Source organism: Natronomonas amylolytica, assembly GCF_037031205.1.
Classification (GTDB): Archaea; Halobacteriota; Halobacteria; order Halobacteriales; family Haloarculaceae; genus Natronomonas; species Natronomonas amylolytica.
Window position 1 is genome coordinate 150,983 of sequence record NZ_JAYEZM010000007.1, and the last position, 24,712, is coordinate 175,694.

Annotated in this window: 32 protein-coding genes, 1 tRNA gene and 1 pseudogene; 9 read left to right on the forward strand and 25 right to left on the reverse strand. The window is 64.8% G+C overall.

The window, feature by feature from the left end; all coding sequences use genetic code 11:
- Position 1: 1 nt before the first annotated feature.
- The 17 genes and pseudogenes from U5914_RS11900 to U5914_RS11980 all read right to left on the reverse strand — a co-directional run bounded on the left by U5914_RS11900 (position 2) and on the right by U5914_RS11980 (position 8,797).
- Positions 2 to 394: a 30S ribosomal protein S8 gene (locus U5914_RS11900; RefSeq protein ID WP_336135987.1), complete on the reverse strand. Its 393-nt coding sequence runs from the start codon at positions 392 to 394 to the stop codon at positions 2 to 4.
- Positions 395 to 396: 2 nt separating this feature from the next.
- A complete protein-coding gene (locus tag U5914_RS11905) occupies positions 397 to 564 on the reverse strand; it encodes a 30S ribosomal protein S14 (protein WP_178288937.1) in 168 nt (55 codons plus the stop codon).
- Positions 561 to 1,091, reverse strand: a complete 531-nt coding sequence (locus U5914_RS11910; protein WP_336135988.1) for a 50S ribosomal protein L5 — start codon at positions 1,089 to 1,091, stop codon at positions 561 to 563. Before U5914_RS11910 ends, U5914_RS11905 begins: the two co-directional genes overlap by 4 nt.
- Positions 1,088 to 1,795 (reverse strand): 30S ribosomal protein S4e, encoded by a 708-nt coding sequence (locus tag U5914_RS11915; RefSeq protein WP_336135989.1) that lies wholly within the window; start codon positions 1,793 to 1,795, stop codon positions 1,088 to 1,090. The genes U5914_RS11910 and U5914_RS11915 overlap by 4 nt, the downstream gene beginning before the upstream one ends.
- Complete coding sequence (gene rplX, locus U5914_RS11920) at positions 1,792 to 2,148, reverse strand: 50S ribosomal protein L24 (RefSeq protein ID WP_336135990.1); 357 nt, start codon at positions 2,146 to 2,148, stop codon at positions 1,792 to 1,794. The genes U5914_RS11915 and rplX overlap by 4 nt, the downstream gene beginning before the upstream one ends.
- Positions 2,149 to 2,150: 2 nt before the next feature.
- The gene (locus tag U5914_RS11925; RefSeq protein ID WP_336135991.1) at positions 2,151 to 2,549 is read right to left on the reverse strand and encodes a 50S ribosomal protein L14; all 399 of its coding nucleotides are present in this window, start codon (positions 2,547 to 2,549) and stop codon (positions 2,151 to 2,153) included.
- Positions 2,550 to 2,557: 8 nt separating this feature from the next.
- Positions 2,558 to 2,890, reverse strand: a pseudogene (locus tag U5914_RS11930) (30S ribosomal protein S17); the annotation flags it as partial.
- Positions 2,881 to 3,171, reverse strand: a complete 291-nt coding sequence (locus tag U5914_RS11935) for a ribonuclease P protein component 1 (protein ID WP_336135993.1) — start codon at positions 3,169 to 3,171, stop codon at positions 2,881 to 2,883. The pseudogene U5914_RS11930 and the gene U5914_RS11935, both read right to left, overlap by 10 nt.
- A complete protein-coding gene (gene rpmC / locus U5914_RS11940) occupies positions 3,168 to 3,377 on the reverse strand; it encodes a 50S ribosomal protein L29 (protein ID WP_336135994.1) in 210 nt (69 codons plus the stop codon). The genes U5914_RS11935 and rpmC overlap by 4 nt, the downstream gene beginning before the upstream one ends.
- A 2-nt stretch (positions 3,378 to 3,379) precedes the next feature.
- A complete protein-coding gene (locus tag U5914_RS11945) occupies positions 3,380 to 4,330 on the reverse strand; it encodes a 30S ribosomal protein S3 (RefSeq protein ID WP_336135995.1) in 951 nt (316 codons plus the stop codon).
- The gene (locus U5914_RS11950) at positions 4,330 to 4,797 is read right to left on the reverse strand and encodes a 50S ribosomal protein L22 (RefSeq protein ID WP_178288946.1); all 468 of its coding nucleotides are present in this window, start codon (positions 4,795 to 4,797) and stop codon (positions 4,330 to 4,332) included. The genes U5914_RS11945 and U5914_RS11950 overlap by 1 nt, the downstream gene beginning before the upstream one ends.
- 2 nt (positions 4,798 to 4,799) lie before the next feature.
- On the reverse strand, positions 4,800 to 5,222 hold the full coding sequence (locus tag U5914_RS11955; RefSeq protein WP_336135996.1) for a 30S ribosomal protein S19: 423 nt from the start codon (positions 5,220 to 5,222) through the stop codon (positions 4,800 to 4,802).
- On the reverse strand, positions 5,219 to 5,950 hold the full coding sequence (locus tag U5914_RS11960; RefSeq protein ID WP_336135997.1) for a 50S ribosomal protein L2: 732 nt from the start codon (positions 5,948 to 5,950) through the stop codon (positions 5,219 to 5,221). The genes U5914_RS11955 and U5914_RS11960 overlap by 4 nt, the downstream gene beginning before the upstream one ends.
- 2 nt (positions 5,951 to 5,952) lie before the next feature.
- On the reverse strand, positions 5,953 to 6,201 hold the full coding sequence (locus U5914_RS11965) for a 50S ribosomal protein L23 (RefSeq protein WP_336135998.1): 249 nt from the start codon (positions 6,199 to 6,201) through the stop codon (positions 5,953 to 5,955).
- Positions 6,198 to 6,944: a 50S ribosomal protein L4 gene (gene rpl4p / locus U5914_RS11970; RefSeq protein ID WP_336135999.1), complete on the reverse strand. Its 747-nt coding sequence runs from the start codon at positions 6,942 to 6,944 to the stop codon at positions 6,198 to 6,200. The genes U5914_RS11965 and rpl4p overlap by 4 nt, the downstream gene beginning before the upstream one ends.
- 3 nt (positions 6,945 to 6,947) lie before the next feature.
- Complete coding sequence (locus U5914_RS11975) at positions 6,948 to 7,958, reverse strand: 50S ribosomal protein L3 (protein ID WP_336136000.1); 1,011 nt, start codon at positions 7,956 to 7,958, stop codon at positions 6,948 to 6,950.
- A 5-nt stretch (positions 7,959 to 7,963) separates the two neighbouring features.
- A complete protein-coding gene (locus U5914_RS11980; RefSeq protein ID WP_336136001.1) occupies positions 7,964 to 8,797 on the reverse strand; it encodes an RNA methyltransferase in 834 nt (277 codons plus the stop codon).
- A gap of 202 nt (positions 8,798 to 8,999) precedes the next feature.
- Here U5914_RS11980 and U5914_RS11985 point away from each other — a divergent pair.
- Positions 9,000 to 9,070: transfer RNA gene (locus U5914_RS11985), tRNA-Gly, on the forward strand.
- A 45-nt stretch (positions 9,071 to 9,115) separates the two neighbouring features.
- Here U5914_RS11985 and U5914_RS11990 read toward each other — a convergent pair.
- Entirely contained in the window at positions 9,116 to 10,021 is a 906-nt protein-coding gene (locus U5914_RS11990; protein ID WP_336136002.1) for an alpha/beta fold hydrolase, read from the reverse strand.
- A 119-nt stretch (positions 10,022 to 10,140) separates the two neighbouring features.
- Here U5914_RS11990 and U5914_RS11995 point away from each other — a divergent pair, with 119 nt between their 5' ends.
- From U5914_RS11995 to hmgB, 4 genes are all read left to right on the forward strand, one after another.
- The gene (locus U5914_RS11995; RefSeq protein ID WP_336136003.1) at positions 10,141 to 10,452 is read left to right on the forward strand and encodes an MTH1187 family thiamine-binding protein; all 312 of its coding nucleotides are present in this window, start codon (positions 10,141 to 10,143) and stop codon (positions 10,450 to 10,452) included.
- A 62-nt stretch (positions 10,453 to 10,514) separates the two neighbouring features.
- A complete protein-coding gene (locus tag U5914_RS12000) occupies positions 10,515 to 11,093 on the forward strand; it encodes a DUF2150 family protein (RefSeq protein ID WP_336136004.1) in 579 nt (192 codons plus the stop codon).
- A gap of 37 nt (positions 11,094 to 11,130) precedes the next feature.
- A complete protein-coding gene (locus U5914_RS12005; protein WP_336136005.1) occupies positions 11,131 to 12,651 on the forward strand; it encodes a hypothetical protein in 1,521 nt (506 codons plus the stop codon).
- Between the two features lie 78 nt (positions 12,652 to 12,729).
- On the forward strand, positions 12,730 to 14,073 hold the full coding sequence (gene hmgB / locus U5914_RS12010; RefSeq protein WP_336136006.1) for a hydroxymethylglutaryl-CoA synthase: 1,344 nt from the start codon (positions 12,730 to 12,732) through the stop codon (positions 14,071 to 14,073).
- A 65-nt stretch (positions 14,074 to 14,138) separates the two neighbouring features.
- On the opposite strand, the gene U5914_RS12015 is transcribed toward hmgB, so the two are convergent.
- From U5914_RS12015 to U5914_RS12025, 3 genes are all read right to left on the reverse strand, one after another.
- Positions 14,139 to 14,792: a potassium channel family protein gene (locus U5914_RS12015; protein ID WP_336136007.1), complete on the reverse strand. Its 654-nt coding sequence runs from the start codon at positions 14,790 to 14,792 to the stop codon at positions 14,139 to 14,141.
- A 5-nt stretch (positions 14,793 to 14,797) separates the two neighbouring features.
- Positions 14,798 to 16,252 carry an APC family permease gene (locus U5914_RS12020; RefSeq protein ID WP_336136008.1) on the reverse strand — a complete coding sequence of 485 codons (1,455 nt, stop codon included), beginning with the start codon at positions 16,250 to 16,252 and terminating at the stop codon, positions 14,798 to 14,800.
- A 214-nt stretch (positions 16,253 to 16,466) separates the two neighbouring features.
- Complete coding sequence (locus tag U5914_RS12025; RefSeq protein WP_336136009.1) at positions 16,467 to 17,711, reverse strand: NAD(P)/FAD-dependent oxidoreductase; 1,245 nt, start codon at positions 17,709 to 17,711, stop codon at positions 16,467 to 16,469.
- A 201-nt stretch (positions 17,712 to 17,912) separates the two neighbouring features.
- Between U5914_RS12025 and U5914_RS12030 the strand changes: the two genes are divergently transcribed.
- Complete coding sequence (locus tag U5914_RS12030; RefSeq protein ID WP_336136010.1) at positions 17,913 to 18,509, forward strand: DUF6149 family protein; 597 nt, start codon at positions 17,913 to 17,915, stop codon at positions 18,507 to 18,509.
- On the opposite strand, the gene U5914_RS12035 is transcribed toward U5914_RS12030, so the two are convergent.
- The 3 genes from U5914_RS12035 to U5914_RS12045 all read right to left on the reverse strand — a co-directional run bounded on the left by U5914_RS12035 (position 18,506) and on the right by U5914_RS12045 (position 20,932).
- Entirely contained in the window at positions 18,506 to 18,769 is a 264-nt protein-coding gene (locus U5914_RS12035; protein WP_336136011.1) for a hypothetical protein, read from the reverse strand. The two genes, U5914_RS12030 and U5914_RS12035, sit on opposite strands and share 4 nt — an antisense overlap.
- A 78-nt stretch (positions 18,770 to 18,847) precedes the next feature.
- On the reverse strand, positions 18,848 to 20,194 hold the full coding sequence (locus tag U5914_RS12040) for an NAD(P)/FAD-dependent oxidoreductase (protein ID WP_336136012.1): 1,347 nt from the start codon (positions 20,192 to 20,194) through the stop codon (positions 18,848 to 18,850).
- 129 nt (positions 20,195 to 20,323) lie between these two features.
- The gene (locus U5914_RS12045; RefSeq protein ID WP_336136013.1) at positions 20,324 to 20,932 is read right to left on the reverse strand and encodes an undecaprenyl diphosphate synthase family protein; all 609 of its coding nucleotides are present in this window, start codon (positions 20,930 to 20,932) and stop codon (positions 20,324 to 20,326) included.
- An 82-nt stretch (positions 20,933 to 21,014) separates the two neighbouring features.
- Between U5914_RS12045 and U5914_RS12050 the strand changes: the two genes are divergently transcribed.
- Together U5914_RS12050 and U5914_RS12055 are read left to right on the forward strand one after the other, a co-directional pair.
- Entirely contained in the window at positions 21,015 to 22,337 is a 1,323-nt protein-coding gene (locus U5914_RS12050; RefSeq protein WP_336136014.1) for a DUF92 domain-containing protein, read from the forward strand.
- A complete protein-coding gene (locus U5914_RS12055) occupies positions 22,334 to 22,744 on the forward strand; it encodes a GNAT family N-acetyltransferase (RefSeq protein WP_336136015.1) in 411 nt (136 codons plus the stop codon). Before U5914_RS12050 ends, U5914_RS12055 begins: the two co-directional genes overlap by 4 nt.
- Here U5914_RS12055 and dnaG read toward each other — a convergent pair.
- The gene (gene dnaG / locus U5914_RS12060; protein WP_336136016.1) at positions 22,721 to 24,154 is read right to left on the reverse strand and encodes a DNA primase DnaG; all 1,434 of its coding nucleotides are present in this window, start codon (positions 24,152 to 24,154) and stop codon (positions 22,721 to 22,723) included. The genes U5914_RS12055 and dnaG overlap by 24 nt on opposite strands.
- A 198-nt stretch (positions 24,155 to 24,352) precedes the next feature.
- On the opposite strand from dnaG, the gene U5914_RS12065 reads away from it, so the two are divergent.
- The gene (locus tag U5914_RS12065; protein WP_336136017.1) at positions 24,353 to 24,700 is read left to right on the forward strand and encodes a tRNA-binding protein; all 348 of its coding nucleotides are present in this window, start codon (positions 24,353 to 24,355) and stop codon (positions 24,698 to 24,700) included.
- The last annotated feature ends 12 nt before the right edge of the window (positions 24,701 to 24,712 follow it).

Consider the following 24,712-nt stretch of genomic DNA (forward strand, 5'->3'; position numbering starts at 1 on the left):
TTCAGTATACGTATGCGATCACCTGGCCACCGATGCCCGCCTCTCGGGCCTCGTAGTGGCTCATGACGCCGTGGCTCGTCGTGACGATGAGTGTCCCGTAGTCGCGGGCGGGGAGGAACCGCTTCTCCCACTTCTCGAATTCGTCTGCGCCCGCCGAATAGCGGGGCTTGACGGCGCCACACTCGTTGATCGCGCCTTTCAGTTCGACCTCGAATCGGCCGGATTTGCCGTCGTCGACGAACTGGAATCCGTCGATGTACCCGCGGTCGTAGAAGACCTCGAGTACCGAGCCGATTTCGTTCGAGGCGGGCTGTATCGTCTGGTCCAGATGGCCGACGCTCTCAGCGTTATCGAGGCCGGAGAGCGCGCTGGCCAGTGGGTCGTTTGTCGCCATTGTTAGCTGTACTTTTTGAAGCCCATGCCACGAGCGACCTCACGGAAGCACTGTCGGCACAGCCAGATGTCGTACTTGCCGACGAGTCCCTGTTCGCGCCCGCAGCGCTGGCATTCCTCGAGCTGACCGGTTCGCTTTGCGGCCTGCTCGCCTGTTTCTTGTTCCGTCATTCGGAGACCTCCACGTCGTAGTTGGCTTCGAGGTACGCGATAGCGTCCTCGGCGGTCAGTCGGTGCGTCGACGGGATCGGCTGGGACATCTTGTCCCGCTTGCTGACACGGTAGCCCGGCCGGACCATGTTGACGGTCACGTCGAGACCGTAGATACCGATCTGGGGGTCGTACTCCTGGCTCGGGAACTCGGTGTGTTCCTCGATGCCGAAGCTGAAGTTCCCCGTCTCGTCGAACTGCGATGCGTCGATTTCGGCGATGGCCAGCGCGGTGTCGAGGAACGCCTCGGCGTCGTCGCCGCGGAGCGTGACCTTCGCACCGATGGGGTCGCCCTCTCGGATGTTGAAGTCCTGCACCGTCTTCTTGGCCGTCGTGCGGACGGGCTGTTGGCCCGTGACCTCGCCGAGGATGTCCTCGGCGGTCGCGAGCGGTTCACCGCCCTCGCCGATGCCCATGTGAACGACGACCTTCTCGACGGAGGGTTCACGCATCTCGTGGAACTCGCCCGATTCGGATTCCGAGCTCATTCGTCGTCACCTCCGGTGAAGTTCTCGTCGATAACGACGACGTACTCTTCGACCGTCTCGAAGTCCTCGCCGTCGTTGGCGTCGATCTGGACGTTGTTCGACCCGGAGCCAGGCGTGACCTGAATCTGGTCGATGGTGCCGATGCGGCCGGCGTGAGCGCCACGAACGGCCGTCACCAGCGCGCCCTCCTCGTAGGTGAAGTGGGCGACGATCTCGTCGTCGTCGTTGGAGACGACGATGGAATCGTTGGTGTTGTATCCGGCGTCGTCGTCGACGAGCAGGGTCTGCCCGTCGTGCAGCGTCAACTGCGTGTCGCCGCCGGGCACCTGCGTCTTGCCGGCGATCTTGCCGAGCTTCGAACCGGCTGCATCCTCGTCGATGGGGGTCAGCGAGAGCCGACCGCCCTCGTCGGGGAAGACGCGGTAGAACTCCTCACGTTCGACGAACGCGAGGATGTCGAACATCCCGATGGGGATGCGGTCGTCGGAGACGGCCTTCCCGTTGACGAGAACGCTGTCCTGTTCGAGCGCGTAGCGCGCTTCCTTCTTCGAGTCGACGTAGCCGAGCACGTCGCGCAGGACGATAAGCAGGGGAACCCCCTCCTCGCCGTGCGGACCCGCACCGGCCTTCGTCGTGTACGTCTCTTCTTTCCGTTCGACCGGCCACGACTTGGGAACCGCGAGCCGTTTCTGGTGCTTCGTCATTCGTTATCCTCCTCCAGTCGCGCCTCGCGGAGGTCGTCCTCGAGGTCCAGGTCCGTCACCTGAACGTTGCTGGCGTCGAGCGGCCGGGGGACCTCTTCCCCGTCGGCCGTTTCGACGGTCACGTCTTCGACGTGAATCTCCGCGGCGCGGAGGTCGACGTCGACGACCTCGCCGGACTCGCCGGCAAAGTCGCCGCGCTGGACCTCCACGGTGTCGCCCGCGTTGACGCGGACGCTCCGCTGGCCGTACTCCTCGCGGAGGTCCGGCGACAGCGGCGAACGGACCTGCTTCTGCTTGTCGTGCAGCGAGGCGCGCTCCTGTCGATTGCGCTGTTTGTGTGGTTGCTCAGTCATTGCTATACGATCATTGTCGCCGTGCTGGCGATGCTCCCGAACCGCTCTGCGACCTCGCGGGCGATCGGGCCCTTGAGTTCGGTCCCACGCGGTTCCTCGTTCTCGTCGATGATGACGGCCGCGTTGTCCTCGAACTTGAGGCGCGTGCCGTCGGGACGGCGGATGGGCTTTCGCTGCCGGATGATAACCGCTTCCAGCACCTGCCGCCGCATCTCGGGCGTCCCTTTGGTGACCGAGACGGTCACCTTGTCGCCGAGGCCCGCCTTGGGGTGGCGGTTCTTGGTGCCCGAGTAGCCGGAGATCGAGATGACCTTCAGCTCGCGGGCGCCCGTGTTGTCGGCACAGGTGACGAGCGAGCCCTTCTCGAGGCCCTGGGTCACGTCAGCGTTGAGCGCTTCCATTATTCGCCCTCCTGTACTTCGACGACCACGTGGCTCTTCGTCTTCGAGAGCGGACGGGTCTCCGCTAGTTTCACTTCGTCGCCGACCGAGAGCGGTTCCAGTACCTCCGGCACGTGGGCCGGAATTCGCGACCGTCGCTTCATGAGACGGTCGTATTTGGGTACGTTCACCTCGTACTCTCGCTCGACGACGACGGTACGGTCCATATCGGTCGAGACGACCGTCCCCTCGATGATCTGCCCGCGGACGGGCAGGTCACCGAAGAAGGGACAGGTCTCGTAATCGTACTCCTCCGGATTTTCGGGTTCCGGAGGCTGTTTTACGTCGAGTCCTATTGCCATAGTGAACCTCCTTTGAGTTCGGTGCGTCGAGCGGGCCGTGCGACGAGTCGGTCGCCCTCGACGATGACGTGGGTCGTTTCCCCGTCATCCTCGAGCGTGAACCGGAACGTCGCATCCGCCTTCGGCACCCGTTTCATCCCGTCGCTCGCCGCCACACACAGCGTGTGCATCGTCTCGTCGACGACACGCCCGGCTATCCCGACCAGGTCGGGGTTGGGCGAGTCAACGACCTCGACGTCGAGGCCGGCGAGTTCGTGGCGGACGAGCGAATCGGGATTCATGCTTCGAGATCGCCCTCCTCGCGCTGCACCGTCTTGAGACGGGCGATGGTCTTCTTGAGTTCGCCGATGCGGCCCGGGTTCTCCGGGGCGCCACCGGCGGCCAGGACGGCCTTCTCGTTGAGAAGTTCCGTCTCGAGCTGTTCGAGTTCCGCCTCGCGTTCGGCGGGCGTCATGTCGCGAATCTCGTCGACGTGCAGGATGGCCATCGTTATTCAGCCTCCTCGTCGTCTTCGTCGGTCGCCTCGGATTCCTCGGCGGACTCCGATTCGACGTCCTCTTCCATCTCCTCGACGAGTTCCGCGGCTTCCTCTTCGATGTCCTCTTCGAGTTCCTCCGGCTCCTCCTCGTCGGCGGAGTCCGGCGGCGAGGTCGGCGAGGCGCCTTCCTCGGCGTCGACGTCCTCGTCGAGGATCTCCTCCTCGGCGAGGTCGTCGTCCGTCTCGACGGTCTCCTCGATGACTTCCTCGGGGTCGGCGCCGACCGATTCGGCCTCGCCGTCCTCGGGCTCTTCGAGGAGTTCCTCGACGTCGCCCTCGGGCTCCTCGACGAAGTCCTCGATTTCGACGTCCTCGTAGATCTCGAAGTCGTCGGGAAGTTCCGCGTTCGGCGGAATGATCTTCACGCGGACGCCGATGGTACCGAGCTTGAGGACTGCGGTCCCGACGCCCTTGTCGACGATCTCCTCCGCGGGTTCGCCGTTGTGCTTGACGTAGCCGCGGTTGAACTTCTCGACGCGGGAGCGGGCGCCCGTGACCTTGCCGCTCAGGATGATCTCGGCACCGAGGGCGCCGGCATCCATGATGCGGTCGATGGTCGTGTGACCGGCCTTCCGGAAGTACCAACCGCGTTCGAGCGCGTTGGCGAGTCGGTCGGCGACGATCTGGGCGTTGAGGTCCGGTTCGTCGACCTCCTGAACGTCGATCTGCGGGTCGTCGAGGTCGAACCGCTCTTCGAGTTCGGTGGTGATCTTCCGGATGTTCTTGCCGCCCTTACCGATGACCATACCGGGCTTTTCGGCCTTGAGCACGATCTGGGTGCCCATCGGCGTCTTGGCGACGTCCATGCCGCCGTAGCCCGCACGACTGAGTTCGTCCGAGAAGAACTCGTCGATCTGGGTCCGCTGCAGCCCGTTTTCGATGAACTGATGTTCGTCTGCCATTATTCGTCGTCCTCCTGTTCTTCGAGGATGAGTTCGACATCGACCTGCGGGGTGTTCCACGGGGAGGCACGACCGAACGCACGCGGCTTCTGACCGGGGGATTCCCCGACCTTGTGTGCCGCAACGTGCATGATCTCCATGTCCTCGCCGTCGAAGCCCTGATGGTCGGCGTTGTTGGTAGCGTTCTCGAGGAGGTCGAGGAACGCCTTCGAGGCCTTCTCGGGGTACCGTCCAGCGTCCCAGCCCTCGATGTCGTTACGATGCCCGACACCGGAGTTGTGGGACTTGAAGGGAACCGACGCGTCCTCGTCGATGACCGCCTGCAGGTACTCGATGGCCTCGCCGGCCGTCTTGCCCTTGATCTCGCGGGCGATCTCCTTGCTGTGCTTGTGGCTCATGTGACGCTCCCGAAGCATGGCTTTCGCCGTCTTGTCCGGGTCGGCGTCGACACTGTAGCTGATTCCCATGGTTATTTGAGCGGTACGAACTTCGAGGAGCGGGTGGCCCCGATGCCTGCTTGGCCGTGTTCGACCGAGGACCGGGTGAGCTGGAACTCGCCGAGATAGTGCCCGAGCATCTCGGGTTCGACCTCGACGCGTTCGAAGCTCTGGCCCGTGTGGACCGCGAACGTGAGCCCGACGAACTCCGGCAGAATAGGCATATTCCGCAGGTGGGTTCGGATCGGGTCGTTCGCCGTCTCCTCCTCGCCGGCTTCGCGTGCCTCGTCGAGGAGCTTCTCCTGCTCCGTCGAGAGGCCCCGCTTGATAGTTCGCCGCTGTCGCGCGGGAAGCAGTTCCGCAACCTCGTCGAGCTCCATCTCCTGCAGCTCGTCGAGCGTGTGACCACGGTAGGTGAACTCACCCTCGTGGCCGATCTGGTATTCCGAGCTCATTCTTTCCCTCCTTTGCCACCACGGCCGGTCCGCTTGGAGGCGATGTCGCCCACCTTACGGCCCGGCGGCGTGTCTCGGGAGACGCTTTTGGGTTTGCCGGGGTGCTGTCGGCCGCCGCCACCGAAGGGGTGGTCGACAGCGTTCATCGCGACACCACGGACGCGCGGCCATTTGCCGCCGCGCGATTTCATCTTGTGATGCTTGTTGCCGGCCTTGACGAACGGCTTCTCCGTCCGACCGCCACCGGCGACCACGCCGATGGTGGCGCGGCATTCCGGGGACAGGCGGCGCATCTCGCCGCTCGGCAGTTGGACGACCGCAGCGTTGCGGTCGTGGGTGAGAAGCGTCGCGGACACGCCGGAGGCGCGCGCGAACTTCCCACCGTCGCCGGGCTGTCGTTCGACGTTACACACCGGAACGCCCTCGGGGATCTCCGCGAGGGGCATCGTGTTACCCGGTGCGATCTCGGCCGAAACGCCGACCTGAATCTCGTCGCCGACGGTGATGCCCTCGGGTGCGAGGACGAGTCGGCGGTCGCCGTCGTCGAACTGCACGTCGGCCAGCGGCGCCGACCGTGCGGGGTCGTGTTCGATGTCGACGACTTCGCCCGTGACGATCTCCTCGTCTTCGAGCGTGCGGTGCGAGAGGTCTGCCTTGTATCGGTGCGACGGGGCACGGAACATGGAAGTACCGCGACCGCGTCGTTGTCCGAGGATTCTGCGTCCCATTGTTAGAACACCCCGATCCGGGAGGCGACTTCCTGCGCGTCGTCGTCCTCCGAGAGTTTGACGGTGGCTTTCTTCTCGCCGTTCATCGTGTTCTGCGTGTTCACGTTGGCGACGCCAACGTCGAACTGCGCCTCGACGGCCTCGGCGATGTCGCCTTTGGTCGCGTCGCTCGCACAGATGAACTGCAGTTTGTTCTCGAAGTCCATGGCGTTCATGGCCTTCTCGGTGACCAGCGGATGCTTCAGCGTCATCGCTCGGCCACCTCCTCGAGCGCGGATTCGGTCCACAGCGTGAGGCGGCCGGCCTGCGTGCCGGGCGCCAGGTCCTCGGCGTTGACCTCGGCGGCCGTCGCGACGTCGGCGCCCGCGAGGTTGCGGGCGGCCAGCGACGGTTCCTCGCTCGTCACGACGAGTACGGACTTCGGCTGTGTGTACTTCCGTCCACGGGTCGTCCCGCGGCCGGCACGGACCGATTTGCCGTCCTCGGCGCGCTCGATGTCGTCGTAGACACCGAGTGCTTCGAGGGTGTCGACTGCGTCCTGCGTCTTCTGGAGGTCCTCGAAATCGTCGCTCACGACGAGCGGAATCTCGGTGTCCTCATCGAACGCGTGGCCGCGTTCTTCGACGAGGTCGCCGTCGGCGGTCGCCGCGATGGCGCTGCGAACGGCGAGTTTGCGCTCTTTGGTGTTGATCTCGAGTCCACGGTCCTTCTCTGCCTTCGGCGGGTGGGCCGCGCGACCGGAGACGGCCTGCGGCACCTCCCGAGCACGCCCGTTCTGTCGGGGGACGTGCGCCATCCCGCGGCCGGAGCCGGGGGATTCCGCCGGCGTTCGAAGACCCGCGTACTCGTCTGTACCGGTGTCCTGCGTTCGGTTGGCCTGAGCGGCGAGGACTGCGCGCTTGATGAGGTCGGGCCGGAAGGTCGTCTCGAAGACGTCCGGCAGCTCGACCTCGCCCGCGTCGTCGCCGTCCAGGTCGCGTACTGTTGCCTTCATGATTTATCCCTGGTTGGAGGCGGTGGAGACGTACCGGATTTCCGGGTCGAGGCGCGGCTGGTCCGCGGGGCGGACAGCCGGCCGGAAGCGCACGAGGCGCTTGTTCGGCCCGGGCACCGAGCCCTTCACCAGCGCGTAGGCGCCGTCGACCTCGCCGTAGTTGACGAAGCCACCGTCGGGGGTGACGTCGTCGTCGCCGAGGTCGACGAGGCGCTTGTTGAGTTCGGTCCGCTGGTGGTAGCCGGTCTGGCCCTGCTGGGGCACGGTCGACCGGACACGCGAGGGGTTCCAGGGGCCGAGGTTGCCGATGCGTCGGCGCCAGCCCTGACGGGCGTGTTTGCCCTTCCGCTTCTGGACGCCCCATCGCTTGACGGGACCCTGCGTGCCTTTGCCCTTCGTGACGCCCGCGACGTCGGCGTACTCGCCGGCGCGGAACACGTCAGTCATAGCGTGTTCCCCGCCCTCGTCGAGGAGGTCGAGTGCGAACTCGAACCGGTCCTCGACGGAGCCGCCGCCGACGCGTGTCTCCATCACGTCGGGACGTTTCTTCGGGACGCTCGAAAGCCCGCGGGGGACGGTGTGCGTAATGACCCGCAGGTCCGCGAGGTCGCCCGCGTTGAGCGCCTCTCGGATCTCGTTTTCGGCGTCGCCGGACTGTTCTTGTGGGACGGAAAGCGCCCGCTCGAGGTCCTCGTGGACATCGTCGGTCCAGACCTCGGTCAGGGGGCGCTGCCCGTACGGTGTGTCTTCGTAAGCTCGAACGGCGACAGCCCGCATCGGTGGCGTCTCGACGACGGTCACCGGGACGGTCTGCTCCTGACCCTCTCGGGGGGAGTTGGGCTCGTCGTTGATCGACACGACGTGGCTCATGCCGGCCTTGTAACCGGCGAAACCTTGGAGCCCGGGCTGTCCCTCGTCGTCCGGCCAGGAATTGAAGCGCGGAACTTCACTGGCCGCACGGCTGCGGGGGCTGAAGCCCATCGAGCCTTTGCGTGGTCTGCTTGGTTGTGGCATTTATCTCACTCCAGTGTGAGGGGCGCGAGGGTGGCGAACAGAGCTTCCTCCGTTCGCACGACCTCGCTACCCTGGTTCGGAACCGTATTGAGCCAAAGGTCGAACCGCGCAGTGGGTTCGTCGCTTCGTGCCTCCTCGCCCGGCTCGCAGTCGAGTATCTCCGGCAGGCCCCGTTCGGGGGCGCCGAAGACGACCGTCATGCCGTCGGTGGTCGTCCGTTCGACCAGTTGGTCGAGGCGGTCGACCGTCAACTCCTCACCGTGCCGTGACGCGGCGATACGGGTGCCGGCGTCGGCTCGTGTGAGGGCGTCGTCGATGGTCTCGCGCTCGACGTCGAAGCCCGGTGGGGCTTCGTCGACGATTTTCGCGCGGACCGGCCGTCGCGAAGAGACCCTGATGGTGACGCGCTCCCCCTCTTCGTACTCCCCGGAGGGAGCAGGAAGGGAGATCGGGTGTTGCATTCCGCAATTGACCCGGACGCGTCCGTCAGGTCCGACCTCGGTCACGATTCCCTGTCTTAACGACCCCGAACCGTCCGATCCGGAGCCGGTCTGTGAGCGCACGTGGAGCGGCGGCAGGATGCCGGCGTACTCCAGTTCGTCCCGCCTGTCCCATACTTCCTTTCGGAGGTAGGGGGCTGTGGCGGCGTATTCCAGCACGGTGCTGACGAACCCGTCGCCGAACCGACCCGTCTCGCCGTCCCCATCGGGGAACACGACGAGTCGGTCGACCCGGAAGATGACCGCCGCGCGTGCGACGTAACCGAGTTTGCGAGTCGCCTCGCGCTTGTCCTCGGCTTCCCGGGTCAACGACGACGGCACGAGCACGCTGCGTGTCATGCCGTAACGCTTCCGTGTCCGCTCACTAGACTGTAGCGATTCTACCGAACCCATCCTTAAAAGATTCGCGGTATGCAGCAGTCGTGCGTGCCGTTCACAGGCGTCTCGGGTGGGAGGCGTTGCCGAACGGATAACCCCCACACGGCGGCGGTTCCGCAAGCCTTTTACTTACTACCCCTGTACGAATGAGTGCAGACAGGGCGCGTCGGTAGTGTAGTGGTATCACGTGACCTTGCCATGGTCACAACCGGGGTTCAAATCCCCGCCGACGCACTTTCTCTCGATTCAACTCGTCCAGTAGCGACATCTGTTGAGCAGCTATGACCGCTCGAAGAAGCTGATTATCTCCTCGCTCACCACCTCCGGTTTCTCCTGTTGCATGAAGTGACCTGCATCGCGCACGCGCACGACGCGACAGTCCTCGATTATCTCGTCGGCGTGGTCGAAGAGGGCCGGGCCGATACAGCCGTCCTGCTCGCCGGAGAGGACGAGCGTCGGCGTCCGAATCGGTGGCACGTCGTCGATGGAGGGCCAGTCGCCGCGGACCAGCGAGGAGATGGACGACCCGACGATATCCCGATAGTACTGAAGGGCAGCCTCGACGGTGCCCTCCGCGCGGAAGGTTTCTTTGACCTCGCGAATCCGGCTGTCGGGATAGTCCCAGTTCGGACTCCAAGTCCCCCAGAGGAACTCGACGAGAGCGAAGTCCCGCCAGCGGAGCGCGCGCTCGGGGACATCGGGGACCTGGAAGAACCACATGTACCAACTGCGCAGAAGCTGTCTGGGGTGTTTCTGCAAGAGGGCGTCGAAGCCCGGCGGGACGGCCATCGTCGCCATCCGCTCGAAGGCTTCGGGGTCGACGCGATCGGCGGCGTAGGCGGCCACCGCGCCCCAGTCGTGGCCGACGAGATACGCGTCGTCGACGTCGAACCGCTCGGCGAGGGCCGTTTTGAGGGCGACGGCGTCCTGCCCGAGAGCCGTCGCGGAGTAGTCGCCATCCGGTGCCGGGTCAGTGGGACCGTACCCGCGCATGTAGGGCGCGACGGCGGTATATCCCGCGTCGGCGAGGTTCGACATCACGGGGGCCATCGACGGTGCGTCGTCCGGAAAGCCGTGCAGACAGAGGGCGAGTCGGTCGCCGTCGCCCACGCGGAGACACTCGAAGGACAGGCCGTTGGCATCGACGGTATGCCGTCGGATTCGCGAGTCGGTGTCCGGGCTCATACGTGGATACTCACGCGCGTCTTATAAGTGACTTATTGGGGGTGTGGATTTTATCGGAAGTCTGGATGGAGTCCCCCATCGCCATGCCCTTATAAAACGACAGCGTGCCAAGTCCCGGTATGAGCATCGTCGCACTACTCAGCGTCGCACCGGTCATCGAGGGCAGCATGGCGAGCGAGGTCGCCGAGGCCGTCGAGGCCCTCGACGATTTCGACGTCACCTACGAGACGAACCCGATGGGAACGGTCATCGAGGCCGACGATATCGACACCCTGCTGGCGGCGGTCGGCGCAGCGCACAAAGCCGTCGACGCCGACCGCGTGAGCACGTTCCTGAAAATCGACGACAAGCGGGCCCGCGACCAGCGCGCCCGCGAGAAGGTCGACGCCGTCGAACGCGAACTCGGTCGGCCGGCCCGAAGCGAGGAGTGAGGACAGTTGGCGTTCGGTGGGACAAGGAAAAGGCATATCCCCCACCCAACATACCTTCCAGCATGAGCAATCCCCCCAGCGAGTACTACGCGGAAGAACGGTGGAACAACTGGCTCGACCGGCTCCGAGAGGAGGAGATCGACCCCGAAAACGAGGACTCGGCGCGCCTGCTTTTGAACCTGCAGGACGACACCGCCATTGCCATCGCCAAGATCGTCACCGACTGGGAGGACGGCGAACTCGAAGAGGAGCAAGCCCTCGAAGAACTCGCGAGCATCCGGGATATCGTCCTCTCGGAGGTCGAGTTCGACGACGAGGAGAAACTCATGCTGATCGACGGCGTCCAGACCTCTCTGGTCTGTGTGTTCTACGCCGCCGAGGAGTTCATCGCTGGGGGACCTGCCGAGGAAGGTACCATCGAGGACTACATCCGCGCCGCCGCCGACGCCGAAGCCGAAGACGACGCCGACACCGCCCTCGCCTACTGCGCGCAGGCCGGCACGCTGCTGTTCGACGGCGAGGAACTCGATATGGACGTCGCCGAGGAGATCGAATACGGCCTCGTCGCCGAGTGGGTCAACGGACTGGACTCGCTGGCGACCGCGCTTGCGGACCCCGAAGTCATCGACGAGGACGAGTAGGGAGTACCCTTTTATTCCCGAGGTGCCATTTCGCGGTATGGCATCCGGGGACCACGAACGTGGTCAGTCCGTCCTGATCGGTTCTATTCTCCTGTTCGGCATCCTCGTCATCGCCTTCGCGGGCTACCAGGCCGTCGCCGTCCCGAATCAGAACAGCGACGTCGAGTTCGAACACTTCCAAGACGTCGAAGGCCAGTTCACGGGTCTTCATAGCAATATCGTCAATGCCGTCGAGAGCGACGAGGAGCGGTCCGTTCGCCTCGATTTGGGGATGCGGTACCCGCCTCGACTTATCGCGCTTAATCCACCACCCGTAGATGGACAACTGCGAACGACTGAGGCTCGCGAGGTCACGATTCGAGGCAGTTCCGGGGAGATTACCGCCGACGTTTGTGGCGCCGATGCGACCTCGCGGTCCCTTATTTATTCACCGGGCTACAACGAGTTCCAGAACGCCCAATCGATTACGTACGAGAACACCTTCGCCACGAGGACGTATCGGGATGGGGCGATTTACGGTGACCAACAACTCGTTAGAGGAAATGAAATCGGCTTGACTCTTCTGAACGGCTCAGTCTCGAAATCGGAGACGGGAGCGTACAGTCTCAATATCAACGGTTCTCACAGGTATCAAAAACCGGGAGAAGTAACGGACCCAACGATTACGATTCCCACGCGGTTCTCCGCTGGCGTCTGGAATAGCCAGATTATCAACGACCGGAGTGACGTGACTGCAACGCCGAACGGTTCGAACCACGTCGATCTCTCGTTTAGTGGCGATTACCGTATCTCGTGTGCCGTCGCCGGACTTGACAGCGACCCCGCGTTCACTCCACCTGGGTCTTTGACCGATGAAGGTGGAAACACAACATACGACGTACGCTGGGACACCTCAAAAATCATCGATGAAAATGAAGCCGTTCGGAGTAGTGCAAATGCGGATATCGAAGTCGACTCTGGAGCGACGGTCGACAGTCCAGGGTTTTTTGTTGATGTCACCGATCGGAATTCCGGAGCGCCAATCAATGATATCGTAATCGACGCTGGTCATAGTGGCAGTATCGTCTCAAGTATCGATGATTCCAATGCAGTAACTGGAGCAAGTGGTGCACCCGACGGTGAGACTCCCGGTTTCAAAATAGTCTTCGAGTCGAATGATGACCGTGGGACACTATACGCCGGGAGTGCTGATAACGTGGATACGATAACGGTCAACCTAGTTTCGGCGACTTTCGAGAGCCTCCAAGGGAGTTCAAGTACTCAGGGTGGAGGAAACGGAGGAGGGCAGTCTCGTCCTGCTACCGCGACCTTTGATTTCACGCTCACCTCGTCGGCAAACGTCACGTTCAACGTAACGGAAGCTAACGGTAACAGTGCTGAAGAGACACTTACTAACGAGCAATCCGGTAGTAGTACGCTCAATATCCAAGGTACAGGTAACAACGCATATCCGCTCGAACTACGTGCGAACATTGCGAATGGTGAGTGCCTACAGACAACTCTTGACAATTCGAGCGAGACAGCAACACTATCGAACGACGATTGGAACGAGTGTTAGGCTATACAGGAGATAGTTACGACAACTGTCGAACCTAGCGTCGACAAATCCTTATAGCACTCTCCCGACCGCCTATATATGACAGACACACCGGTCGGTATCGACGCCATCGAGATTCATACGGGTAAACTGAAACTCGACCTAGCGGAAACGTTCGCCCCGGCGATGGGCGACGCGCCCGAAAAGTACACGAAGGGCCTCGGCCTGCACGCCAGTTCCTTCCCGGACACCTACGAGGACATCGTCACGATGGGCGCCAACGCCGCCCACCGGCTGATGGAGCGAAAGGGCCTCGAACCGGACGATATCGGCCGCATCGACGTGGCGACGGAGTCGGCCTTCGACCACTCCAAGCCCGTCTCGACCTATATTGCGGGGTGTCTCGAACAGCGCTTCGAGGGCAACTTCCATCACGCGAACAAGGGCGAGCGGAAGTTCGCTTGCGTTGCGGGGACCCAGAGCATCGACGACGCGTACAACTGGATTCGCGCGGGCCGGCACCGCGGTCGGGCGGCGCTCGTCGTCGCAACTGACACCGCCCTGTATGCGCGTGACGACCCCGGCGAGTCCACGCAGGGTGCCGGTGCCGTCGCCATGCTCATCGACGAGGACCCGGACCTCGTTGAGTTGTCGACCGAGCAGGGCTACGGCAGCGCCGACGAGACGGACTTCCTCAAGCCCCAACAGCAGTTCCCCAGCGTCGACGGCAAGCGCTCGGTGAAGGTGTATCTCGCCCGCATGCGCGAGGCGCTCGTCGACTACGAGCGCGTCGGCGGCACCATCCATCCCGACGACTTCCGACTCGGGCCGTTCCACACGCCCTTCCCGGGTATGGTTCGGAAGGCGGCCGTCCTCGCGTATCGGCACATCACTCGCGGGACCGACATCGAGGACGAACTCGCCGCGGAAATCGGCAAGCAGCCCCGCCGTGAGGCCTTCGAGGACGAGGAGGCCTTCATGGACGCGCTGGCCGACTACACGGACGAACTCAAGGAGACCGACCACTACCTCGAGTGGTACGACCGGACCATCGACCCCACGCTCGATATCGCCCGCGAGGTCGGCAACTGGTATACCGGTTCGGTTCACGTCGCCCGCGTCTCCGGGCTGAAGTCGCTGGCCGAAGCCGGCGAGGACGCCGTCGGCGAGCAGTTGCTCGTCGGCTCCTACGGCTCCGGTGCGCAGGCCGAGATTCACGTCGAGACGGTTCAGGAGAACTGGCTCGAGGAGATCGAGGCGCTCAACATCGACGAGCAACTCGAGGCCCGCTACGACCTCACCTTCGAGGAGTACGAGGACGTCCACGACGCCCACAACTACGACGAGGACTCCTCGGTCGAGGAGTTCACCGCACCCGACGGCGAGTTCGTCTTCGACGGCTGGGGTCGGATGGGCGAGCGGAAGTACCGCTACGTGGAATAGGCCGAGTCGACGGTTCGCTTTTTTAAGGATAACGTGGCGACGTCCCGCTCACCACATTGAGGGGATTATCCACGCATTAGGTTCATCACTTCGTCGGCGACGTCGGGTTCGACGGCGACGACGTAGCGGCTGCCGGGCGTCAGTGTCGTATCAGAGCGGGCGACCTGGTGGCCGTTGCCGTCCGAGACGATCAGCGTCCCCGCGGGAAAGCGCACGTCGCTCAGTTGCTTCCCGGCGGCCGGGGCCCCTTCCGCGACGCGGACGAGTATGATGTCGAGGTTGCCCGTCACGTCCGCCAGCGTCTGGACGTCGCTGCCGACGACTTCGTTTGCCGCCACACGGGCACCGGCCCGTTCGGGAAAGACCACCGCGTCGACGAACCGGGTGTAGGCCTGCCCGGTCGCGCGGTCGATACGCGCCACCGTTCGCATTTCGGGCGACAGCTCCACAGCGGCCAGACAGACCGCGAGATTCAGCCCGGTTTCGCCCGTGAGAGCCGCAATCGCGTCCGCTCGCTCGATGCCAGCCTGTTCGATGATGTCGGGGTTCGTCGCATCGCCGTGGATGACCGTTGCCATCCACTCGTCGGCGATCGCCGAGACGGTTCGCTCGTCGTGTTCGATAATCGTCACGTCGTGGCCGCGGTCGGCGAGTATCTCGGCTGTCTGGAAACCGACACGCCCGCCGCCCGCGATGATGATGTCGAGGTTGCTGGTCATTGTATTCAGTCTTCAGCCTCCGGTGTGATTTCGGTGTCAGTCTCCGTCGAGCCGGGGTCCGGTTGCGCTTGCGACCGGTTGAGTGCGAGGTAGACGGCCCCACCAAACAGGATCCACGCTGCGCTGAGTGCCAGTGCCAACCGGTCCGTTCGAAGCAGGTATTCCACGAGCACGCCGGTCAATAGCAGGTTGAGTGCGATACCGATAAGCGGCGGCGCCGGGTAGAAGGGCATCTTATACGGGCGGTTCATGTTCGGGCGCTCGCGGCGGAGTCGGATCACGGCGACGTTGACGATGATGAACGACAACAGGAAGAACAGACTCGACATGTTGCCGGCGCTCTGGGTCGGCAGCGCCACCGACCCGAGCATCACGACCGCGCTGGCGAGAATCGCCACGAACGGCGTCCCGAATCGGTAGTGAATCTGTCCGAACGAGGGAAGCAACTGCCCCTCCCGGCCCATCGAGAACGCGACCCGCGAGGAGGCGATCACGACCGCGTTCAGCGCGGTCAGCGTCGAGAACACCGCGCCGAAGACGATGAGTGCGCCGCCGTTCTGGATGATCGGCAACCCGGTCGGCATGAACGACGTCGCCGCCGCGGCGATACCCGCCTCGCCGGCCTCCGCGAGGCCTTCGGCTCCGAGCGTTCCGATAGCGACCGCCACGACCGCCAAGTAGACGATTACTGTCGCCACGAGACTGAGGAAGATCGCCTTCGGGATGTTCTTCCGTGGGTTTTCGACCTCTTCGGTGACCGTGGTGATGAGGTCGTACCCCTCGAATGCGATGAAGGTGAGCCCCATGGCCGGCAAGACCGCGGCCGCCCCGCTGCCTTCGGGAAACAGCGGCTGGAACTCGGCGCCGGAGAACATCGGTGACGTGAGCCCGAACCCGACGAACACCAGCAGAATTCCCACCTTGATGATAGTGAAGATGGTTTCGGCGCTTCCGCTTGCTGCCGTCGAGATGGCGTTGAGCGCCACCAGTCCGAGCACCGCGACGAACGCCAGCAGGAAGGCTATCGGCACCGCCGCATCGACGACCGGCACCGCGATTGCACCCACCTGGTCCGGCGGCGGGACGATTCCGTAGACGTGCAGCAACTCGAGGAAGTTCGGCGCGAAGCCGAGCGCGTACAGAGCCCCCGCGATCATGTAGGCGAACCAGAGCATCCACCCCATGATGAACGAGGAGAGGTCATCGAATATCTCGCGGACGAAGGCGTACCCGCCGCCGCTTTTCGGGACCGAAGCAGCGAGTTCGGCATACGAGAGGCCGGTGAACGCGGTGACGACGCCGTTCAGCGCGAAGACGAGGATCGCGGCCGGGCCGGCGATTTCGGCGGCCAGCCCCGTCAACACGAAGATGCCCGCCCCGATCATCGCCCCCATGCCGATCATCGTCGCATCGAGCAACCCGAGTTCGGCCTCCGGGGAACGCGTCTGGCTCCCGCTCATTACTCACGACCGCCGTTTGGCTCGTCGTCCATTGTACGCTCCGGAAAACTAGTTCGACACACTCTATTTCCGGGGTGGTTCCCCTATCGTAGGACTCGTAACAGGGGTTAATAAAGCCTTTTTCGAGGCACTCGACGGCGTTCGGAAACCGGATTCGACTATGGAGGGCGTGGCTGACGGTAACGCGTCGGAACGGCGGAAAAGAGCGGACTCCTTATTCGGCGGGCGCGGCTTCTTCGAAGGCCTCGACGTCGATGGATTCGGCGAGGAGGAGTTCCTCCTTCCCGGTGACGTCGACCTGCTGGCGGGCCAGCTTTTTGAGGCCGGACTGCGGCGCGAGGTCGCCGATGAGGACGCCGCCGATGACCTTGCCGTCCTTGAGGACGACGCGGCGCCACGTCCCCTCGTCGTACTTCTTCTCGACGTAGTCGTCGCCCAGCGTCGGGTGGCCGAAGGACAGGAAGGGGAAGTCGAAGTGCGTGATGGAGTAGGAGGAGACCCACTCGAACCGCTCGGCCTCGGCGTCGGCGACCATGTTCTGGCCGGCGATGGAGCCCTGTTCCTTGGCCGAACCCCACGCGCCGTTCTGGGCGCGCTCGCCCAATACGACGTCGTGGAACTGGGTGATGTCCCCGGCCGCGTAGACGTCCTCGACGTTGGTCTGCAGGTACTCGTCGACGACGATGCCGTCGTCGAGTTCGAGGCCGGAGCCACGGAGGAACTCGGTGTTGAAATCGAGGCCGATGGCGACGCCGGCGAAGTCGGCTTCGAAGCGCTCGCCGTTGGGGTCGATGGCGGCTTCGATGCGGCCCTCGTCGTCGGTCTCGAAGTGGTCGACACCGGAGTCGAAGACGGGCGTGACGCCGTTCTCGCGAAGCGCGTCGTGGATGATTTCGGCGCCCTCCTCGCTGAGAGCGTAGCGCCACCACGCGTTCCCGCGCATCAGGTAGTGGGCTTCGACGTCCTGTGCGCCGCAGATTGCCGCGAGGTCGATACCGAGCAGGCCGGCGCCGACGACGACGCCGTTTTCGGCGGCTTCGGCGTCTTCCTTGATGGCGCGGGCGTCCTCGAAGGTCCAGAAGTGGTGGACGCCTTCGGCGTCGCTGTTGTCGACGGGCAGTTGGGTCGGCGTGCCGCCGGTCGCGACCAGCAGTTTGTCGTACTCGTAGACGTCGCCCTCGTGGGTGTGGACCTCGTGGGCGTCGGTGTCGACGCTCGTGACGACGGTGTTCAACTGGAGGTCAATGTCCCGTTCGTCGTACCAGTCGGGGTCGTGAATCGAGACGGGCGCTTCGGGCAGTTTGCCCTTGGCGAACTCCTTGATGAGAATCCGATTGTAGAGAGCTTCCCCCTCCTCGGTAATGACGGTGATGTCGGCATCCGGGTCTTGCTCGCGGATGGTCTCCGCGGCCGAGGACCCGGCGATGCCGTCACCGATTATTACGTGGGACGCACACATGTCCTCGCGTAGGACACCGGGCTTAATGTGAATTGCTATGTAGGGATTCTACACCCCATGCGGCGTGTTCACGGACGTCTGTAAACCGTATCGGGGGATGTCCGCTACTGTTGTACAACCGCCCACCGACACGGTTACAGCTGGAAACACACGGCTACCGGAGACCGGAGGTTCAAGGAGTCGTGGTCCCAACGATTGGGCATGAAACTCCGGCAGAATCCCCGACACTGGGCTTCGAAGAAGGCGCTGACGACGCCCGGCGTTCGCACCGCCGCCAACTACGCGCTGGTCAAACTCCACACGAAGATATTCCTCGGCAAGGCCGACGAGGACCGTCAGGAGGAGCGCCGCGAGCATCTCGACGAGTTCTTCGATGCGACGATGGACGCCTACGTCGCCGCCCTGCAGGCCGACTACACCGAGGCCGAAGCCCGCGAAATCACCCACATACAGGCCAACTTCGATTTCTTCAACCACGGCTGGACGGAGATGATGGAGTTCCCGGGCGACGAACTCGAGGACCACTACCGCCGCTACGAGGACTTCTTCACCGAACACGGCATCACCATCGACGACCCGCTCGGGGAGTTCGAACCGGTCGGCGGCGTCGCCGAGGCACCGGAGACGCCGGAGAAACGCGAGGCGGGCGAATACGAGAACGCCATCGAGGGCTTCGCCGACGACGTCTACGTCGAAACCGCCGAGGGCGAAACTGTCGTCGGTGGCGATACGGAAGAACCCGACGTCAGCCTCACGGACGCACCGGGCGTCAGCGACGACGACGCCAAGGCCGACTAGGCGGCCTCGGAGACGGTCCCGGGAGCGGTCTCGCAGGACTCTCCACAGTCACCGGCTGTTCTGCATGCGATTTCGCGGGCTTTGCTGACGATTCGCCTCGAAGTGACGCCGACCGTCAGGCCGACGGCGGCGGCCGTCGCCGGACCGGGATGGGCGACGAACACCAGCAGGCCGAGGAAGCCGCCGAGGATAGCGGCCGTCGCGGCGAGGTAGGCACCGAGCGAGGCGGTGGACCGGCGGGCGTAGGCTCTGTCTCTCATACATGTGAAGACAGGGCCGACAGCGCAATAAGTGTAATCTGAAATTCATTTCTGTTGGCCGAGTTACTGAAATCGAGTTCAGTAATCGGCGCCGAGGATTCGGTCGGCCGCGGCATACCCAGCCTCGATGGCGCCGTCGAGACTCCGTTCGGGGTACTGCGCTCGGGAGGCCATCCCGGCGTAGTGGATGCCCGGCGCGACCTCCTTTGAGAGGTCGTAGGGGACGACCATATCGAGGTAGCCGCGCTCGTAGACGGGCGCAGTCTTGGGGTTCCGCGCGATGAGCGTCCAGTTGACGCTCTCGCGGTCGAAGTCGGGGAACATGTCCTCGATACCGTCCAGCCACAGTTCCTCGACGCCCTCGTCGTCGAGTTGCCACAACTCCTCGTCGGTCCCCTGTACGTAACTGGCGACGTAGAGCAGGTGTTCGCCGCCGTAGCGCTCCGGCGGAACGAAGTTCGTATGCTCGATGAGCGCGCCGAACGGCGCCTCGTCGGCGATGTTGAGCCAGTAGGTGTCCATCAGCGGCTCGTCCATCGAGACGACCGCACAGACCGACCCCTGAAAGTCGATGTCGCACTCGTAGCCGGTCAGACCCTCCAGCACGTCGGGCATCGTGGCCACGACCACGTCGTCGACGGCGTGGGTTTCGCTCGTCCCCTCGCCGCCCTCGCCCTCTCGCTTCACCGTCATCGACTCGACGGGGCCGCGGCCGTCCCCCTTCTCGGCGAATCCGAGGTTTGTCACGTAGGCGCCCGTCTCGATGTGCTCCCGGCCGACCGTCTCGACCAGTTCGTCGACCAACACGCCGAAGCCGCCCTCGATGTATCCCAGAATCTCGCCTTTGAGCAGGTCGCGCTCACCGCGGAACTTGACGCGACCCAACAGCCACGCCGCCGAGACGTCCTCCTTTCGGGAACCGAACTTCGCGTCCAGCAGGGGTTCGAAGAAGTACTCGTAGACGCCACGAGTCGTATGTTCGATGAGGAAGTTCTTGATGGGCACGTCCTCGAAGTCCTCGAGGTTCTCGTAGGTGTCCCGTCGCGGAACCCCGCCGCGAACGTCGACTTCGAGGGTCAGCATCGCCAGTCGGAACTTGTCGTACACCGAGAGATACGGATAGGCCGCGATCTCCCACGGCTTGTCCAGCGGGTGGGCCACACCGTCGACGTAGTAGGCGTTCTCGCCGACGCGCCACTCGATGTGGTCGCCCAACCCGAGTTCATTGGCCAACTCGACGATGGTCTCCTCGGATTTCGAGAGGTGGTGATAAAAGGCCTCGATGCGGTCCCCGCGGGTCTCGTAGGTCGACGCGAGGCCGCCGAGACGGTCGTTGGCCTCGAAGACGCGCACCTCGCGGCCCGCCTGCTGGAGGCGATAGGCCGCCGAAAGCCCGGCGAGGCCGCCGCCGACGATACCGATCATATTCCCACCTCGACACCCCGCGTTGTTGGCTCTTGCTACTCGACCGGCTCCGTCGAACGTGCTACTCGGGCAGACCCATCGAAGGCCACATCCGACAGCGAGAAGTCACGCTCCTCCGCAAGTATTCGCTCACCGGCCGAACCGTCGCTGTCGCTCCTGATACTCCCGAAGCGCCCGGAGGAAGTCCCGACGCCTGAAGTCCCGCCAGTTGACGTCCGTGAAGTAGAGTTCCGAGTAGACGGACTGCCAGATGAGGAAATCCGAGAGGCGTTCGGCGCCGGTCTTGATGACGAGGTCCGGCGGCGTCTGGAAGACGAGGCGTTCCTCGATGGTCGCCTCGTCGATTGACTCGGGGTCGAGAGTACCGTCGGCGGCGGCCTCGGCGATCTGCCGGACGGCCGCGGCGAACTCCTCGCGGCCGCCGAGGCCGATGCTCACCTGGACGGGCGCGTCGGCGGCGGCATCGTCCTCGGGGCTTCGGACGGCGACCGGTCGGGGGCTATCGAGTTCCGAGAGGGCGTTCCGCAGGGTCGGCACGGCGGCCTTGTCGAGGACGCTCACGTAGATGAGGACGCGCTCGACGCCGGCCTCGAAGGCCCACTCGAGGAACGACGAGAGCGTCCCGTAGGCGCCCCGTTCGAGCAGGTCGTGTTCGGTGATGACCAAGGCGACCCGCTCGGGAACGTCGGCGTCGCTCAGTCGGACCCTTGCGGCGAGATATCGGTCGTAGAGTCCCACATCCGGGCTTCCGCCTCGGGCCGCCTGAACGTGTCGGTCCCCCTTCGGGAAGATTAAGTGGGCGACGGCGGAATCTCGGGGCGTGACTGGCGACGTAGGCCGTGCCATCGGATTCGCGGTCGTCGGAGCGTTGGCCCTGCTGGCTCCCCTGCTGGAGGGCCGCGTGAGCGACCTCGCAGCGGCCGTCGGCACCGTCGCCCCCTTCGTCCTCGTCGCCGCCGTCGCCTTTCTGACGACGAGCGGCCAACTCTTCGAGTTCTTCGCCCGCCCCGGCGACCGCGAGGAGGGCCGCCTCTACGGCCTCGCCTCGTTCAGCCTCGGCATCGCCGGCCTCGCGGTCATCTACGCTGCCTTCGACCTCCCGGTTTCGGCGTTCCTCGTGGCCGTCTTCGTCCTCACCGTCGGCAATCTCGGGCAGGCGCTCACCGGACGCTACACCCCCGACCCGGTCGTCGGTACCTCCGCCTTCGCCGTCGTCGGGACGGCCGGCGCGGTCGGTGCGATTCTCATCGCCGAGGTCCTCGGTGCGTCGGTGCCCGCGCTCCCGCTTGCGGTGTTCGTCGCCACGAGCGGCGCGCTTCTGGGTGCGCTCATCCGGTCGGTGCTCTTCGTCCGGGACGACTCGCTGGTCGTCCTCTCGGTCGGTCTCACGGTCTGGTTTCTGCTGGAGTTGGGTCTCGCGCCGACGCTCCGTCGGGTCGGCGTCGGCCTCGCGCTGACCGCGGCGCTGGGCTACGTCGCCTACGGCCTCGGAACCGCATCGGTGACCGGCATGCTCACCGGCGTCCTGCTGGCCCTCTTTACCGTCGTTTTGGGCGGATTCGGCTGGTTCGTCCTGCTCGTGACCTTCTTCGGGTTGGGCGGCCTCGCGTCGAAGTACCGCTACGAGGAGAAACTCGACCGCGGCATCGCACAGGAAAACGAGGGCGCACGCGGCGGCGGCAACGTGCTGGCGAACTCGGCGGTCGCCCTCGTCGCCGTCGTCGCCTTCGCCGTCTCGGGCCACGTCGGTATCCCGCCGACCGTCTTCCGATTCGCCTTCGCCGGGGCCGTCGCCGCGGCGCTGGCCGACACCTTCTCCAGCGAGTTCGGCGGCCTCTTCGATACGCCGCGACTCATCACTACGCTTCGGGAGGTCGACCCCGGCACCGACGGCGCGGTGACGTGGCAGGGCGTCGTCGCCGGTGCCGTCGGGTCGGCCGTCATCGGCGGACTCAGCGGCCTCTTCTTCGGCCTCGAAGCCCCCGGCGTTTCGCTGGTCGTCCTCGCCGGCGCCGTCGGCATGACCGTCGATAGCCTCCTCGGCGCCATGTTCGAAGGCGTCTACCTCGGCAATCAGGGCGTGAACCTGCTGGCGACGCTCTCTGCCGGCCTCGTCGCGGGCCTCGCGGCGCTGGGGCTGTGAGCGTTCGCCCGCTCCAGCCGGCCGACGAACCGGCCGTGCGGTCGCTACAGACGCTGCTCGAGTACGCCGACCCCGATATCGTCGACGCCGCCCTCGCCGGCCCGTTCGTCGGTCGCGTCGCCGTCGCCGACGGGACGGTCGTCGGCTACGCTATCGCTCTACCGGGCGAGGAGGCGACGCTGTCCGAACTGGTCGTCGCGCCGGCCCACAGACGCGCGGGCCACGGCGAAGCGCTGGTCGATGCAATCGCCGAGGCGACCGGCGCCGACCGACTGGTCGTGACGACGCCTGCCGAGAACGAGGCCACAACGGCGTTCTACGAATCGCTCGACTTCGAGGCCGACGCGCGCCTGTCGGGGTTCTACGCCGACGGGAGCGACGCGCTACGCCTCGTTCGCCGCGAGTAGCTGGTCGGCGGTCCGGACCCGGACGCTCGTCGGCTGTTTGACGAACTCGCCGGTCGAGGCTGCGACGACGTTGCCGATGCCGCGCTGGGCGGACACGTCGAGGACGCGCTGGCTCAACTCGCCGTCGAGGACGACCGCAGTCGGCGTCGGGTCGGTCTCGGCGACGAGGTCGAAGGCGTCGTCGGCATCGCCCTCCGCGATGACTCCGAAGTCGTCGTCCACCAGTCGGACGGTACCGGTCTCGCCGCCGATGACTGCATCGACGTGGCCGCGGAGCGTCTCTGGGGTCGACTCTGCGGCCGAACCCGTTTCGGACTCCGATTCGGCTTCGGCATCGGGGCTCTCGGCTTCGGCTGCCGTCGCGTCGGCTGATTCGTCCGTCTCCGCTGTTTCGGAGGGTTCGGCCTCTGATGGGGACTCGATAGTCGTCGTTTCGGCGTCGGCTGCCGGTTCGGCGACGGTCGCGCCGTCCGGGACGGCTTCCTCCGTGGGGGCGGCCTGTCCTTCGCCGCCGTCGACGTCGGCCTCTGGGTCCCGGCAGGCCGCTTCGGAGGTGTCGCCGGCGTCCGTCGAGAGGGTCGGTGCAATCGCCTCCGCGGGCGCCCCCTCGTCGACCTGGTCGTAGGGGACCTTCTCGCGGAGCGCCGCCATCACCTCGTGGCGGGCGAGGTCCTCGACGGAACGATTCTCGGGCGCGAAGGCGACGTAGTCGACGTCACCGACCTGTGCGAGTTCCTTCAGGATGAGTTCGCCGCCCCGGTCGCCGTCGAGGAAGGTCGTGACGGTCCGGTTCTGGGTGAGGTCAGCGACCGGTTCGGGGACGTTCGTCCCCTCGACGGCGATGGCGTTCTTGATGCCGTACTGCAACAGGGTCAGCACGTCGGCGCGCCCCTCGACGACGATGATGGCGTCCGACTCGGCGACGTTCGGGCCGGCGGGCAGGCCCTCGTACTCGGTGATGTCCTCGACGCGAACCGATTCGCGGACCTCCTCGACGAGGTCGCGGCTGGAACGCATCGACTCGTCGAAGGCCTCCGTGAGGAGGCTCTTGGCGCGCTCGACGACCTCGCGGCGCTTTGCGGCCCGGACGTCCTCGATGCGGCGGACCTCGATGGTCGACCGGCAGGGGCCGACCCGGTCGATGGTCTCTAAGGCCGCCCCGAGGATGGCCGTCTCGACCTGGTCGAGGCTCGTGGCGATGGTGATGCGGCCGAACGACTGGCCGTTCTGGGAGTCTATTTCGACGTCGATGCGGCCGACCTTCGAGGAGTCCTGTAGCTCCCGGAGGTCGAGTTCGTCGCCGAGGAGGCCCTCGGTTTGCCCGAAGACCGCCCCGACGACGTCGGAGCGTTCGACGACTCCGTCCGCCGTGATGTCCGCGTGAACGAGATATTTGGCTGTATCCTGCATGGGTGAAGTGCCCGTTGCCGGGCGGTGATGGTGATGCCATGAGCGCACTCATGGAGTATTTAAAATAAACTCGGGCGCGCATATAAGCTATGCGGCACCCACCCGTTCCGACGCCGTCGACTGGCGGTGCTGTCCCGACCGGAGCCGGACGGCGGCGTCGACACGACCGTTTATAAGTAACCGCCGTGAGGTGCCCGCATGGGAATCGAGGAATCCCCCATCGACCCGACCGACTTTCTGGAGGACGTGGAGATGCGCATCGGCGAGGTCACGAGCGTCGAACCGTTCCCCGAGGCACGGAAGGACGTTTATAAACTACGCGTCGATTTCGGCACGGAGGAGTTGCGGTCGGCGGCCGGGCTTACCGACCTCTACGACCCCGAGGACCTGCTCGGGTCGCAGGTCGTCGCCGTCGTCAACCTCGGGACGGTCAACATCGCGGGCTTCGAAAGCGAGTGTCTCGTCACGGGCGTCGACGACGGCGACGGCAACGTCGTCCACCTCCAGCCGGAACGCGAGGTGCCGAACGGGGAACGGATTTACTGAGGCCCCTCTGAA

Excerpts from the sequence above, each read along its gene's own strand:
- U5914_RS11900 (WP_336135987.1), bottom strand. The coding sequence starts at position 394 with ATGGCGACAAACGACCCACTGGCCAGCGCGCTCTCCGGCCTCGATAAC.
- U5914_RS12065 (WP_336136017.1), top strand. The coding sequence starts at position 24,353 with ATGGGAATCGAGGAATCCCCCATCGACCCGACCGACTTTCTGGAGGAC.
- U5914_RS12000 (WP_336136004.1), top strand. The coding sequence starts at position 10,515 with ATGAGCAATCCCCCCAGCGAGTACTACGCGGAAGAACGGTGGAACAAC.
- U5914_RS12020 (WP_336136008.1), bottom strand. The coding sequence starts at position 16,252 with ATGAGCGGGAGCCAGACGCGTTCCCCGGAGGCCGAACTCGGGTTGCTC.
- U5914_RS11990 (WP_336136002.1), bottom strand. The coding sequence starts at position 10,021 with ATGAGCCCGGACACCGACTCGCGAATCCGACGGCATACCGTCGATGCC.
- rpmC (WP_336135994.1), bottom strand. The coding sequence starts at position 3,377 with ATGGCCATCCTGCACGTCGACGAGATTCGCGACATGACGCCCGCCGAA.
- U5914_RS11995 (WP_336136003.1), top strand. The coding sequence starts at position 10,141 with ATGAGCATCGTCGCACTACTCAGCGTCGCACCGGTCATCGAGGGCAGC.
- U5914_RS11945 (WP_336135995.1), bottom strand. The coding sequence starts at position 4,330 with ATGGCAGACGAACATCAGTTCATCGAAAACGGGCTGCAGCGGACCCAG.
- U5914_RS12030 (WP_336136010.1), top strand. The coding sequence starts at position 17,913 with ATGAAACTCCGGCAGAATCCCCGACACTGGGCTTCGAAGAAGGCGCTG.
- U5914_RS12005 (WP_336136005.1), top strand. The coding sequence starts at position 11,131 with ATGGCATCCGGGGACCACGAACGTGGTCAGTCCGTCCTGATCGGTTCT.
- U5914_RS12035 (WP_336136011.1), bottom strand. The coding sequence starts at position 18,769 with ATGAGAGACAGAGCCTACGCCCGCCGGTCCACCGCCTCGCTCGGTGCC.
- U5914_RS11910 (WP_336135988.1), bottom strand. The coding sequence starts at position 1,091 with ATGAGCTCGGAATCCGAATCGGGCGAGTTCCACGAGATGCGTGAACCC.
- U5914_RS11955 (WP_336135996.1), bottom strand. The coding sequence starts at position 5,222 with ATGAGCTCGGAATACCAGATCGGCCACGAGGGTGAGTTCACCTACCGT.
- U5914_RS11935 (WP_336135993.1), bottom strand. The coding sequence starts at position 3,171 with ATGAATCCCGATTCGCTCGTCCGCCACGAACTCGCCGGCCTCGACGTC.
- U5914_RS12025 (WP_336136009.1), bottom strand. The coding sequence starts at position 17,711 with ATGTGTGCGTCCCACGTAATAATCGGTGACGGCATCGCCGGGTCCTCG.
- U5914_RS11960 (WP_336135997.1), bottom strand. The coding sequence starts at position 5,950 with ATGGGACGCAGAATCCTCGGACAACGACGCGGTCGCGGTACTTCCATG.
- rplX (WP_336135990.1), bottom strand. The coding sequence starts at position 2,148 with ATGACTGAGCAACCACACAAACAGCGCAATCGACAGGAGCGCGCCTCG.
- U5914_RS11915 (WP_336135989.1), bottom strand. The coding sequence starts at position 1,795 with ATGACGAAGCACCAGAAACGGCTCGCGGTTCCCAAGTCGTGGCCGGTC.
- dnaG (WP_336136016.1), bottom strand. The coding sequence starts at position 24,154 with ATGCAGGATACAGCCAAATATCTCGTTCACGCGGACATCACGGCGGAC.
- U5914_RS12015 (WP_336136007.1), bottom strand. The coding sequence starts at position 14,792 with ATGACCAGCAACCTCGACATCATCATCGCGGGCGGCGGGCGTGTCGGT.
- U5914_RS11980 (WP_336136001.1), bottom strand. The coding sequence starts at position 8,797 with ATGACACGCAGCGTGCTCGTGCCGTCGTCGTTGACCCGGGAAGCCGAG.
- U5914_RS11975 (WP_336136000.1), bottom strand. The coding sequence starts at position 7,958 with ATGCCACAACCAAGCAGACCACGCAAAGGCTCGATGGGCTTCAGCCCC.
- rpl4p (WP_336135999.1), bottom strand. The coding sequence starts at position 6,944 with ATGAAGGCAACAGTACGCGACCTGGACGGCGACGACGCGGGCGAGGTC.
- U5914_RS11965 (WP_336135998.1), bottom strand. The coding sequence starts at position 6,201 with ATGACGCTGAAGCATCCGCTGGTCACCGAGAAGGCCATGAACGCCATG.
- U5914_RS11925 (WP_336135991.1), bottom strand. The coding sequence starts at position 2,549 with ATGGAAGCGCTCAACGCTGACGTGACCCAGGGCCTCGAGAAGGGCTCG.
- U5914_RS11950 (WP_178288946.1), bottom strand. The coding sequence starts at position 4,797 with ATGGGAATCAGCTACAGTGTCGACGCCGACCCGGACAAGACGGCGAAA.
- U5914_RS12040 (WP_336136012.1), bottom strand. The coding sequence starts at position 20,194 with ATGATCGGTATCGTCGGCGGCGGCCTCGCCGGGCTTTCGGCGGCCTAT.
- hmgB (WP_336136006.1), top strand. The coding sequence starts at position 12,730 with ATGACAGACACACCGGTCGGTATCGACGCCATCGAGATTCATACGGGT.
- U5914_RS11905 (WP_178288937.1), bottom strand. The coding sequence starts at position 564 with ATGACGGAACAAGAAACAGGCGAGCAGGCCGCAAAGCGAACCGGTCAG.